Below are 12,552 nucleotides of genomic sequence, written 5' to 3'. Positions count from 1 at the left end.
CTTAATAAAATACTTGGAATTTTCAAGAAAGTTTTAGTGGCGGACAGAGAGGGATTTGAACCCTCGAGACCCGTTAAGATCTGCACCCTTAGCAGGGGTGTGGTTTCAGCCGCTCACCCATCTGTCCAATAAAGTAAAGTGTGATTATACAAAAAAATAAATAATACCTAGCTTAAAAAGCTAGGAAAAATCAAAGGCTAAGATAAGCCAAAAGCAAAGTTACAACAACCCCTACTCCAAGAACTGCAAATTGTTTACTTCTATCTTTTTTATTTGCAAACAAAGTAATCATAAGCCCTGAAATATAAAGCATAAATAAAGTAATACCAAAACCTACGCTAAGCACAGAAAAATACCAAGCACCCTTATCTTTATGAAGCATAATCATATCTCCAAGTAAAGATCTTGTTTTTAAGGTAATGTTGTATTCATTAGTAGAATTTTGAGTTATATTAGCACTATAATGAGTTCTGCCTATTGTTATGCCTTTATCTTTACTTTTAATGATATCTGTATTAGATGGCACTTTTAAACCATTTGTTTTTAAGTACTCTATTAAAGCTTCTCTTTCTTTACCACTTTCTATAACTTTTGACAATTGATACTGCTCAACTTTCAAACCCACATCTTGATTAATACCAAAAATATACGCTATACCTGTTAAAGCAAAAAGCAAGGCGCAAGGCAAGAAGAATAAACTAAGATAGATATGAACCTGTCTAAACAATTTATTTTTATTGATCATTTTAAATCCTTTTTGATTATCAAAATTTGTGATATTTTGACAAAACAAAGTGAAGTAAAAGTGAACTTTAAATAAAAAGTTTACATTTTTAAAACAAAGAAAAGAAAAAGCCCTATGATTATAGGGCTTAAGAATTATTTTTTATCAATCACTTGATAATTATAAGGAGCAAGCTCTTTATCATGCTCTAAAAGTTCTTTTGGAGGATTGCCATTAACATCTTTTTCATCTGCATAGTAACGCTCTCCAGCTTTATGATTATTAACATCTACTTTATAATAAAGCTCTCCTGGATTAAATTTTTGAATATCTTCAAAACCTAAATTTGAAGTTTTAAAATCTTTAATTCCATTTGCCGCTGCAATTTCTACAAGTTTAGTTTGTCCCATTCTTGCCATATCAACAGCTTGCAATAACATTCTTGAAGCTTCGCGAGGATTATGAAAACCAGTTGAGTTTTCAGCATTAACAAAATCTGCTCTCATTTGAGCTTTACGATGAAGTTCTAAAACTTCTTTTAGTTCTTCGCTAATTTTTTTCGCATCAGCTTTTCCATCGCTTTGGAATTTTTCCATATTGCCTAGTTCATCGCGTAGTTTTTTAGTATCCATAATCAAACTAACAATTGCATACTCTGCAGTTCTTTGATCATGCGCAACGCTGTTTTGTATGTCAAGCACTTGAGCTTTTAAATAATCTTCGCTTTGTTTATGACAAGACTTACAAGCAGAGTTAATATCTCTTAAAGGAGAAGTGATATTGTGTTGAGTAACCTTTTTAGCTCCTTCTCTAACATAAGGCATATGACAATCCACGCAACTTACTCCATTTGCAGCATGCACACCGCCACTATAAAGTTCACTTTCTGGATGTTGAATTTTAATAATTTGCGCTCCTGTTAATTTATGAGTAAAATCAGCTCCAAATACTCCACGAACTTTATCATAATAATCATCTAGCATTTCAATTCTAAATGGCTGTCCTTTTTTCCACTCACTCCAAGGAAAAGTTAAAACTATACCATCGGTTTCAATCTCTTTAGCTTTATTGCCATCTCTCCAAAATTCATACTCATCATAATTTTTCTGAGTTCCATTCCACCATTTTTTAGAACTATCATCTACAATAGTTTCACCCATTACTTTTACCTTTTCCCCTGTTGGTTTAAAATAGTATTCAACATGGCATTGAGAGCAAACTAAAGTTCTCATTTCTTCTCTTGTAGCTTTTACGCCTTGTACTGGATCTTTTTCATATCCTCTAGAAACTAAAGCATTAATAGCTGCTGGACGAGTAAGTCTTAAACTCATATCATTTGGATTGTGACAATCTGCACAAGTTACACCCATTCTTTTACCACCATGTGGGCCTGCATGTTCAGGTGAATTTTCTACTATACCATCAACGGCTGGGATATTTTTAATCATAGTCCAATAATTTGTAGAGTTAAAAGCAGTAAAATCCCCTTTAGCAACATTTTTTATAAGCCATGGAGTCCATCCACTATGACAATTCATACAAGCTGCAGGTTGACCTTTAAAAGCAGCAAGTCCATGGGCATTAAGAAAATCTTTGTTGTTTCTTGCTGTTTTCATTTGATCTACTTGAACCCAAAAATGCCCTCTTTCTTCATTGAAATCAAGGCTAAAAGGATATCCTGCCCAAAGTATGGTTAATTGAGGAAAGCGAATCAATTTTGAATAAGCTAAATTACCACCAAATTCAGTAGCCTTAGGCTCTTCTTTTTCAACCGTTAAATACATTTTTAGTTGCTCTGGAAAAACCTTACCCCATTTTTCAAAATTTGGATCATCATCACTAAGCAAAGAAAAATCAGCATTTACTGCAATGGCATTTTTATTTGCTTCATCTTCTTTTTTTTGATTGATATCATTATTTAGCCATAAAACTCCCGCTATAAGTAAAACCAAAACGACAATACCTAAGCGTAAAATATTTTTTTTCATTCATCTTCTCCTTATTAAATTCCGTGTTTATGTCCAACATCTTTATGACAAGAAGCACAATTTAATGACTTGTCTGCATGTGGATTTGTTGTAGCATTGATAGCTGTTTGAGCAAAATCTGCATGACAGCGTATGCAGTTTTCTTGCACCATTTTTCTGCTTTTTTCAGTCGCACTCAAATTTGTAGGCAACTCATCAAGTTTAAAAGTAAAAGCATAAGCATGCCCTAAACCACTTTGAGCCTTAGCTATCCACTTAGCTACAAAATTATGTGGCAAATGGCAATCCACGCAAGTTGCTCTTGGTTCGCCTTTGACTTTTTGAGAGTGCGGCCCTGCCATGTATTCGTTATAAACTTCATTCATAATATGGCAGTTATTACAAGATTCACTTGCATTGCTTAAATAAGATGCGCCCTTAGCGTTATAAAAGGTATAAAACCCAACCGCAAAGAAAACAAAAAGCAAAACAAGAAAAATAGTAAAAAGATTCGAAGTTTTCTTCAAAATTTTCCTCCTTAAAATTATCATTTCTTAAAATCTTCAATGAAACAACAATGTCACAGAATTTCCCAGAAATAAATTTTGTGATTCTAACATAGATGAATTTAATATAATTTTAAAGATATATTTACTCTTAATTAACCTAAAAAATTTAAAACTTTTATTCAATAATTTCAAAATAAATGATAAAATACAACTAAAAAAGGAAAAATTAATGCAAACAAGTCCTGATATGTTTATCAATCGCGAACTTTCTTGGCTTCGCTTTAATTCTCGTGTTTTAGACCAATGTTCTAAAAATTTACCCTTGTTAGAAAAATTAAAATTTATAGCTATATATTGCACTAATTTAGATGAATTTTATATGATACGCGTCGCAGGCTTAAAACAACTTTTTTCAGCTGGAGTTAATGCAAGCAGTAGCGATGAAATGACCCCGTTACAACAATTAAAAGCCATACGCAAATACTTACATCAAGAAAAAGAGCTTTTGGAGCGTTATTTTAATGAAATCACAAGTGAATTAGAAAAAGAAAATCTTTTCATAAAACATTATGAAAATTTAGATGAAAATTTAAAACAAAAATGTGATGAGTATTTTTTCTCCAATATTTTTCCTGTTATTGTTCCAATAGCTGTTGATGCTACTCACCCTTTTCCACATTTAAACAACTTATCTTTTTCACTAGCGGTTAAAATTTGCGATAAAGCACATCCTGAGCTTGTAAAATTTGGAATGATTAGAATTCCAAGAGTTTTACCTCGTTTTTATGAAGTAAGTGCAAATATTTATGTTCCTATAGAAAGTATAGTCCATCAACACGCAGAAGAAATTTTTCCAGGCTATAAACTCTTAGCTTCAGCAGCATTTAGAGTGACTAGAAATGCAGATATGGTAATAGAAGAGGAAGAAGCTGATGATTTTATGATGATTTTAGAACAAGGCTTAAAACTTCGCAGAAAAGGAGCTTTTGTAAGATTACAAATTCAAAAAGATGCAGATGAGCAAATCGTAGAATTTCTTAATACTCACATGAAAATTTTTCATAAAGATGTTTATGAATATTCTATTTTACTCAATCTCCCTAGCCTTTGGCAAATCGCAGGAAATAAAACCTTTACGCATCTTTTAAGCCCACTTTACACGCCTAAAACTTTACCACCTTTTGATGAGAATTTATCTATTTTTGATGCTGTAGAAAAAGAAGATATACTCATTATACAACCTTTTGAAAGTTTTGATCCAGTTTATAAATTTATCAAAGAAGCAAGCAAAGATCCTGAAGTAATTTCCATAAGAATGACACTTTATAGAGTTGAAAAAAATTCCAATATAGTTCAAGCTTTAATTGATGCTGCAAGCGATGGAAAACAAGTAACTGTGATGGTAGAATTAAAAGCACGCTTTGATGAAGAAAATAATCTTCATTGGGCGAAAGCTTTAGAAAATGCCGGAGCTCATGTTATTTATGGCATCACAGGTTTTAAAGTCCACGCTAAGGTTTCTCAAGTCATACGCAAACAAGGAGATAAACTTAAATTTTATATGCATTTAAGCACAGGAAATTATAATGCAAGCAGTGCTAAAATCTATACTGATGTGAGTTATTTTACAAGCAAAGCAGAATTTGCAAGAGATACGACAAGCTTTTTTCACATCTTATCGGGCTTTAGTAAAAATCGTCGCCTTCAAACTCTTTCAATGAGCCCAAATCAAATCAAAGAAAAAGTTTTAGAAATGATACGCATTGAAACAAGCAAGAAAAATGAAGGTGTGATTGTAGCTAAAATGAATTCTCTTGTAGATAGTGATATCATACAAGCGCTTTATGAAGCAAGTATGGAAGGAGTGCAAATCGATCTTATCATACGCGGAATTTGTTGTTTGAAACCTGATGAAGAATACAGCAAAAACATACGCGTTAGAAGCATCATAGGAAAATACTTAGAACATGCTAGAGTATTTTATTTTAAACATAGTGAGGCAAATTATTTTATATCGAGTGCAGATTGGATGCCAAGAAATTTAGAACGCCGTTTAGAGCTTATGACTCCTATATATGATGAAAGAAGCAAAGCTAAATTAGCTCAATTTTTACGCTTGCAACTTAGCGATAATGTTTTAGCTTATGAGCTTAAAAACAATGGAGAGTATGAAAAAATTCCTTCTTCTGAAAAAATCATAGATTCTCAACAAACCTTAGAAGAATATGTAAGTAAAATTTATAAAACACTTAAAAAAGATACAGATCAAAGTCGCGCAACGCACTTAGCTTCCAAACTTTTCAAAGAAAACTAAAAGTTTTTAGGGTTTTTACTCTAAAGACTTATTTACTTGTTTGTTATAAAAAAGGGCTTTAAGATAAAGCCCTAGGAGATTTCCCATAGAAATAAACAATCATTTCTAAACTATAAAAAGATTTAGAAATGATTTTTAAGATTAAAATTTATACTTAAGTCCTACTTGACCACTTAAGTAAGTTTCATTTTTATTATCTACTTTACCTGCTAGTATTTGTTTAGCACCAAAGCCAAGATTCATACTGAGTTGATTTGTAAAATCTACATTACCCCCTACGATAATTTGTCCGTATGTTTTTTTCTTGTTGTTAGCTTCTACACTAGTAAAGAAAGCATTATTTACAGCTAGGTTAGCTGTGTAATCATCACCACTATTGATAACAAATTGTTCTATTTTTGGAGTTACAAAAATATAAGAGTTTTCATTCATATATTTTCTAAATTCGGCACCCACTTCAACACTTACAGAATTGTTTTTCATAGAATCAATATCTTTAGCAATAGCACCATTTTCTGTATGAGATGGAGTATAACTAAAATAATAATTTACTCCCGCAAAAGGTTTAATAAATAAAGTATTATCACTAAGATCAAACACACGACCTGCATTAGCGCTAAGTCCTAAGAATTTGCTTGTATAATCTGAGTTATATGCACCATCTGTTTGAATATTGTCTTGTTTAGTTGGAGAAACTTGAGCATAAGCTTTAAGATTAAGTTCCCATTGTGGAGCTATATTGATAGTAGAATACATACCTAATTGAAAGTTATCACTTTTTTGTTCTAAATTATTGTCTTTGATTTTAGCGTTTGCATAAGTAAAATAAGCACCCCATAAAACATCATCATTAGCTTGTTTATCTACTCCCACGGTAGCACCATACATTGCACCACTATCTCCATCGATAATGTTAGCACCACCAAAAGCATTAGCCCAAACACTATTGGTATATTCATTTACATAGCTTGGTCTCATATCACTATCTAAAGCAGCAAATTTAAGGCCATTCATTTTAGAAGCATAAGTTCCAAAAGGATTTGTTTAACATTGCTACACGAGAACCTATAGAAACATCATTAGAAATATTCATAGTGGTATTTACTGCACCAGAAGCTGAATTGAGATTAGATACAGATTTACCTGTATTGTCTGTGTCTTTTTTGATTTGTAGGGCTAGTTTTACACCTTCTCTACTTGCTAAATCTGCTCCTATACTTCCTAATTGTTCTGTGATAGAACGAAGTGCTAGGATAGAAGCTTTATCATTAGCACTAAGATTTAAATTTAAGTTTTTATTTACTAAATCAAGGTATTTTTCACCATCGATTTTACCGCCGTTGTTTATAGCTTCTTGTTGAAGTTTTTCAAGTTCAGTTTTTTGTTCTTGTAGGGCTTTTTTAACTTTTGCCCATTCTTCAGCTTCAGCTTCATCGGAATCAAAATCATTTTTAAGTAATTTATCGATAGCATTTATATCTACTTTAAGTTGCGTGAGTTTATCTTTAGCTGCTGCAGTAGCACCTCCATTAACTACCAAGCATTTATTGCCACCGCAGTTTTGAACGCTAAGTTTATAATCTACTAAGCCTTTTTTTCCATCGCCGTATTCATCTTCATCGCTAATATCTATAACAGCTCCTGTTTCTGTAACATCTTTGCCATGAAGATCAGTTGAAACATAATCATTTAAAAATTTTACAAGTAATGCACCTGCGTTATTATTTGCTTTTAAAATATCTTCATTGAAATCTTTAGCTTGAACCATTACTACATTATTTGCTTCTAAGTCTGTATAAGAGCGTTTGATAAGTCCAAAATTTGAATTTTTAAGATTTGCAGTTCCATTTACCTTAACAAAATTTCCATAAGTAGCAAAAAGGGTTTTATCGGCAGTAAAATTTCCATTTATAGTTAAGCTACCATTAGCACTTTGTGTTTCACCTGCTCCATTATAAAGAATTATACCCGAACCTTTTTCTTCATCTTGAGTAATGGCTTCACCTCATGAGCTAGTCATAGTTAAATCTCCATTAATCACCGAAGGTGCAAAAGCTTGTAAAATTTATATCTGTTGTTTCAACTTTTTTAGCAGTAGCGTTTAGATTTGTTACATATGCAGGTTCTCCTTTGTTATTATATGTAAAGCTTAAAGTATGGTCTTTACCGATATCAATGTTCAATCGATGATCAGCAGTGTCATAACCATCGCTTGGTAAATCCCCAATGCCCATTTTGATACTTAAATCTTTTCCTTTGTAATTATCAGGATTTTTGAGATTAATATCCTTACCATTTTCTTCAAAATAATTTCCTATATCTGAAGACCCTGTAAGATCGATTTCTTGTGCAAAAGCACCCGAATAAAGCAAAGTTGCTACACCTAAGCTTAGCAATATCTTGCTCGAAGCATTTTTCTTCATAAGTTTCTCCTTCAATAAATTTAAACTGAAGAAAAAATTATACCCCCCCTAAAAATAAGCTTAAAAATAAAACTATAAATTTTTAATGAAAAATTATAAAACCTAATATATCAAAGTTTTAAGGGTAATAAATCGATCTTAACTTCATATAAAAAATTCTAAAAATTTAAAATAAACTTATGATTTACTTAAAATTAGCGTGATGGTGGAAGCGAGGGGAATCGAACCCCTGTCCAAAAATAACCCCACAAAGACCTCTACATGCTTAGCAAAGATGACTACTTCACCCTACTTCGCTCATCTTCCAAAACTTAAAAGCAAGGCTAAGACTTTATTTCACCTCAACGCTTGTCAAACGCAAGGCTACACTATCAAAGATGACCGAAAATTAAGCTAGATAGTATGACTTAAATTTCAGGCTCAACTGAACTTACGCAGCTTTAGCGTAAGCAGGAGCAAATTTAACGTTGTTTGCGTTTAATTTTATTTGGGCTTTTTACGCTTTGCCCAAAGCGACATGCCATCTAAGCAGACTTACTCCTGTCGAAGCCAAGTCGCTCCCTTATTTAGAAATAATATTTGGAACATTAACAATTAAAGGATTAAAAACCGCTAAAACAGAATCATCATTTTCATATGAACGACAATATTTTTCAAACTGATCACTCATCAAAAGCATCCAATCTGTAAATTCATCGCTAGCAGGGCCATTAAAGCGATTTGCTTGTGCCATCATCTCTTCACAAAATACACAAAAATCAGTCACTTCTTCAAGATTTAAGCGTCTTGCTGCCCAAGCGGTATTATGTGCTAAAGTTTCAAGCTCTTTTATGGCCTCTTTATAACGCACGCTATCGCTTCCAAGCTTGATGATTAAAGGTTCAAACCTATCACACATGGTTCTAAAAAATTGTAAAAATTTTTCTATATCATCAATCTCATAATCTAATTCTAATTTTGTTAAAATTCCCATTTTCAAACCATAATCATTGAAGTTTAATGTAAATTCTAGCAAATTTTAGCTAAAATCTTATTTTAATTTTTCCAAAATATAAGTAAAGATATGGATAGAATAGTAGAAATAGAAAAATACTCCTTTGACGAAACTTACGAAACTTCGTTGCGTCCTTCAAATTTTGATGGTTATATAGGTCAAGAAAGCATTAAAAAAAATTTAAATGTCTTTATAACTGCAGCCAAAAAACGCAACGAATGTTTAGATCATATACTTTTTAGTGGTCCTGCAGGACTTGGAAAAACAACACTAGCTAATATCATCTCCTATGAAATGGGTGCAAATATCAAAACAACCGCCGCTCCTATGATAGAAAAAAGCGGAGATTTAGCAGCCATTTTAACCAATCTTAGCGAAGGGGATATACTTTTTATCGATGAAATTCACCGCTTAAGCCCTGCTATCGAAGAAGTACTTTACCCTGCGATGGAGGATTACCGCCTTGATATTATCATAGGTAGTGGTCCAGCTGCTCAAACTATAAAAATCGATTTACCAAAATTTACCCTTATAGGAGCTACAACACGCGCAGGTATGCTTAGCAATCCTTTGCGTGATCGTTTTGGTATGCAATTTAGATTAGAATTTTACAAAGATAGCGAACTTGCTCTCATCTTGCAAAAAGCAGCTTTAAAGCTTAATAAAACTTGCGAAGAAAAAGCCGCACTTGAGATCGCTAAAAGAAGTCGTTCAACCCCAAGGATAGCCTTAAGGCTTTTAAAAAGAGTTAGAGATTTTGCCGATGTTAATGATGAAGAGATTATCACAGAAAAAAGGGCTAATGAGGCCTTAAATTCTTTAGGGGTTAATGAGCTTGGTTTTGATGCGATGGATTTAAGATATCTTGAACTTTTAACCGCTGCTAAGCAAAAACCTATAGGACTTGCAAGCATTGCTGCGGCTTTAAGCGAAGATGAAAATACCATAGAAGATGTAATCGAGCCTTATTTACTAGCTAATGGCTATATAGAACGCACTGCAAAAGGGCGTATAGCAAGCACAAAAAGCTATAGTGCTTTAAAACTAAACTATGAAAAAACTTTATTTGAGGAGTAAATTTTGCAAAATGGAAAATTCTTTCTTATAAGCTTTATTTTAGTCATTTTATTTCTTTTGCTTTATCTTTTTAAAGGTTTTTTACTTGTAATTATCATTGCTAGTTTAATGGCGGTAGCTACCTCAAATATTAATGCAAAATTTTTAAATCTCACTAAAGGACATAAATTTTTAGCTTCCATTCTTACAACAGCTTGTATGGTTTTGCTTTTCTTTACACCTTTTGTTTATGCTATGATAGAACTTGCCAAAGCTTTAAAAAATTTTGATATTAATTTAGTCACACAAACTCTTGATTATGTCAAAAACTATCAATTTACCTTGCCTGAAAGCTTTAATTTTTTAGAACCTAAAATCAAAGAATTTTTAGCTTCTATAGATTTAAATAGCATTTCCAAACAAATTCTAAGCTATGCTTCAAGTTTTACAAAATCAGGGGCTAAATTTCTTATAGATATGGTTTTAATTTGCGTGTTTTATTTCTTTGCAAATCTGTATGGAACCGAGCTTGTTATCTATCTTAAATCCATCATTCCTATTGACAAAAAAGAACTCGATGATGTTTTAAGTGAAGTGGGTAATGTTATGGCTGTTGTGCTTTACTCTATGGTAATTGTAGCAATATTTCAAGGTGCACTTTTTGGTTTAATCACAATGTTTTATGGTTATGATGGAATTTTAATGGGAGTAATTTTTGCTGTAAGTTCTCTCATACCTGCTATAGGAGGAGCTTTAATTTATGTGCCTGTAAGTCTTTATGAATTTGCTTCAAACAATCTTAACTCAGCTCTTGTTATTTTTATTTATTCTGTAATTGTAATTTCTTTTATAGCAGATACTTTAATCAAGCCTTTAATCATCAAATGGATCAACAAAAAACTTGTAAAAACCCCTACCAAAATCAACGAACTTTTAATTTTCTTGGCTATGATAGCAGGAATTTCTACCTTTGGTTTTTGGGGTATTATACTAGGTCCTGCGATTTTAACCTTTTTTGTATCAACTTTAAGAATGTATGTGATTTTAAAAGATAAGAATTTAATTTAACTTGCCTTAAAAAAGGCAAGTTTTATGTTCTAGGCTTTTGGGCCTATCATTTTAGTAGGATCAACAAATTTATTGAAATCTTCTTCACTAACCAAACCAAGCTCCATAGCACTTTCTTTTAAAGAAATACCTTTTTTATGAGCATTTTTGGCTACTTTAGCAGCATTTTCATAACCTATATGTGGATTTAGAGCGGTAACTAGCATTAAAGAATTATGAAGATTATGATCGATTTTTGCACGATTTGGTTCTATACCTACAGCACAATGGATATTGAATGAATGCATAGAATCAGCTAACAAATCAAGACTTTGCAAGAAATTATAAATAATCACAGGCTTAAACACATTAAGCTCAAAATTTCCTTGACTTGCTGCAAAACCAATAGCTGCATCATTTCCCATCACTTGTACAGCAACCATAGTAACAGCTTCACACTGGGTAGGATTTACCTTACCTGGCATAATCGAACTTCCTGGCTCATTTTCAGGGATGATAAGCTCACCAAGACCGCATCTTGGACCTGAAGCTAACCATCTTATATCATTTGCAATTTTCATTAAATTTGCAGCCAAACCCTTCATAGCTCCATGAGTAAAATTGATCGCATCATGACTTGTTAAAGCATGAAATTTATTTGGACTTGAAACAAATTTCGTACCTATAAGTTGAGTTAGCTCTTCACTTACTTTTTGGCTTAATTCTGGATGTGCATTAAGCCCTGTTCCTACTGCAGTTCCTCCTATGGCAAGTTCTCTTAAAGTTGGTAAAGAGGCGATGATTTGCTCTTTTGAATGTAAAAGCATAGAAAGATATCCGCTAAATTCTTGTGCTAGAGTAAGTGGCGTAGCATCTTGTAAATGCGTGCGTCCTATCTTGATAATACCATCAAATTCTTTTACTTTTTTTTCAAAAGTTGCAATAAGCTCATCAAGTGCAGGGATAAGCTTTTTCTCTACTTGCTCAACTGCAACGATACTCATAGCTGTTGGAAAAGTATCATTTGAACTTTGACTCATATTGACATGATCATTTGGATGCACAAGCTTTTCTTTGCGAAAATCTCCGCCCATGATTTCAGTGGCACGATTTGCAATAACTTCATTCATATTCATATTGCTTTGTGTGCCTGAACCTGTTTGCCAAATCGCAAGTGGAAAATTATCATCAAATTTACCTGCGATAATCTCATCGCAAGCTTGAACTATAGCATTTTTCTTAGCATCATCAAGTTTTCCGAGTTTGTTATTGACTAAAGCTAAAGATTTTTTAAGATTTGCAAAAGCATAGATTAAAACCTTTGGCATTTTCTCACAACCGATTTTGAAATTTTCAAAACTTCTTTCAGTTTGAGCTCCCCAATATTTGTCATTTGGGACCTTAACTTCACCCATAGTATCGTGTTCAACTCTGTATTCCATAGTGTTTCCTTTCTAGAAATATTGTTAGAATTATTTAAACAAAAATAAGCATAAAGTTAGCTTATAATTTAAAATT

Annotated in this window: 8 protein-coding genes, 1 tRNA gene, 1 other RNA gene and 1 pseudogene; 3 read left to right on the top strand and 8 right to left on the bottom strand. The window is 32.6% G+C overall.

Annotated elements, in window-relative coordinates:
- Positions 1-37: 37 nt before the first annotated feature.
- From FBE93_RS04025 to nrfH, 4 genes are all read right to left on the bottom strand, one after another.
- Positions 38-127, bottom strand: a tRNA-Ser gene (locus FBE93_RS04025).
- A 63-nt stretch (positions 128-190) separates the two neighbouring features.
- Positions 191-745 (bottom strand): hypothetical protein, encoded by a 555-nt coding sequence (locus tag FBE93_RS04020; protein ID WP_002934378.1) that lies wholly within the window; start codon positions 743-745, stop codon positions 191-193.
- A gap of 134 nt (positions 746-879) precedes the next feature.
- Positions 880-2,712 (bottom strand): ammonia-forming cytochrome c nitrite reductase subunit c552, encoded by a 1,833-nt coding sequence (locus tag FBE93_RS04015; RefSeq protein WP_059110956.1) that lies wholly within the window; start codon positions 2,710-2,712, stop codon positions 880-882.
- A 14-nt stretch (positions 2,713-2,726) separates the two neighbouring features.
- Positions 2,727-3,242 (bottom strand): cytochrome c nitrite reductase small subunit, encoded by a 516-nt coding sequence (nrfH, locus tag FBE93_RS04010; RefSeq protein WP_052775295.1) that lies wholly within the window; start codon positions 3,240-3,242, stop codon positions 2,727-2,729.
- Positions 3,243-3,405: 163 nt separating this feature from the next.
- Between nrfH and FBE93_RS04005 the strand changes: the two genes are divergently transcribed.
- Positions 3,406-5,514 carry an RNA degradosome polyphosphate kinase gene (locus tag FBE93_RS04005; protein ID WP_223209629.1) on the top strand — a complete coding sequence of 703 codons (2,109 nt, stop codon included), beginning with the start codon at positions 3,406-3,408 and terminating at the stop codon, positions 5,512-5,514.
- Between the two features lie 141 nt (positions 5,515-5,655).
- Here the strand turns inward: FBE93_RS04005 and FBE93_RS08410 are convergent.
- The 3 genes and pseudogenes from FBE93_RS08410 to FBE93_RS03980 form a co-directional block, all read right to left on the bottom strand.
- Positions 5,656-7,937 (bottom strand): annotated as a pseudogene (locus tag FBE93_RS08410) (autotransporter outer membrane beta-barrel domain-containing protein).
- A 203-nt stretch (positions 7,938-8,140) separates the two neighbouring features.
- Positions 8,141-8,499: a transfer-messenger RNA gene (gene ssrA / locus FBE93_RS03985) on the bottom strand.
- Positions 8,500-8,910 carry a hypothetical protein gene (locus FBE93_RS03980; RefSeq protein WP_002783915.1) on the bottom strand — a complete coding sequence of 137 codons (411 nt, stop codon included), beginning with the start codon at positions 8,908-8,910 and terminating at the stop codon, positions 8,500-8,502. It abuts the tmRNA gene before it with no gap.
- A gap of 90 nt (positions 8,911-9,000) precedes the next feature.
- On the opposite strand from FBE93_RS03980, the gene ruvB reads away from it, so the two are divergent.
- Positions 9,001-10,008, top strand: coding sequence for a Holliday junction branch migration DNA helicase RuvB (gene ruvB / locus FBE93_RS03975; protein ID WP_002932887.1), 1,008 nt, complete (start codon positions 9,001-9,003; stop codon positions 10,006-10,008).
- Positions 10,009-10,011: 3 nt separating this feature from the next.
- The gene (locus tag FBE93_RS03970) at positions 10,012-11,055 is read left to right on the top strand and encodes an AI-2E family transporter (protein ID WP_165434196.1); all 1,044 of its coding nucleotides are present in this window, start codon (positions 10,012-10,014) and stop codon (positions 11,053-11,055) included.
- A 29-nt stretch (positions 11,056-11,084) separates the two neighbouring features.
- Here FBE93_RS03970 and fumC read toward each other — a convergent pair whose 3' ends face one another.
- The gene (fumC, locus tag FBE93_RS03965; RefSeq protein WP_002854099.1) at positions 11,085-12,476 is read right to left on the bottom strand and encodes a class II fumarate hydratase; all 1,392 of its coding nucleotides are present in this window, start codon (positions 12,474-12,476) and stop codon (positions 11,085-11,087) included.
- Positions 12,477-12,552 lie beyond the last annotated feature (76 nt).

The organism is Campylobacter sp. CFSAN093229 (assembly GCF_011068225.1).
GTDB classification, from domain to species: domain Bacteria; phylum Campylobacterota; class Campylobacteria; order Campylobacterales; family Campylobacteraceae; genus Campylobacter_D; species Campylobacter_D jejuni.
This window is presented reverse-complemented; position numbering and strand designations above follow the sequence as displayed.

Bases quoted from the DNA above. Each gene is read 5' to 3' on its own strand.
- FBE93_RS04020 (WP_002934378.1), bottom strand. From the start codon at position 745: ATGATCAATAAAAATAAATTGTTTAGACAGGTTCATATCTATCTTAGT.
- fumC (WP_002854099.1), bottom strand. From the start codon at position 12,476: ATGGAATACAGAGTTGAACACGATACTATGGGTGAAGTTAAGGTCCCA.
- nrfH (WP_052775295.1), bottom strand. From the start codon at position 3,242: ATGATAATTTTAAGGAGGAAAATTTTGAAGAAAACTTCGAATCTTTTT.
- FBE93_RS03980 (WP_002783915.1), bottom strand. From the start codon at position 8,910: ATGGGAATTTTAACAAAATTAGAATTAGATTATGAGATTGATGATATA.
- ruvB (WP_002932887.1), top strand. From the start codon at position 9,001: ATGGATAGAATAGTAGAAATAGAAAAATACTCCTTTGACGAAACTTAC.
- FBE93_RS04015 (WP_059110956.1), bottom strand. From the start codon at position 2,712: ATGAAAAAAAATATTTTACGCTTAGGTATTGTCGTTTTGGTTTTACTT.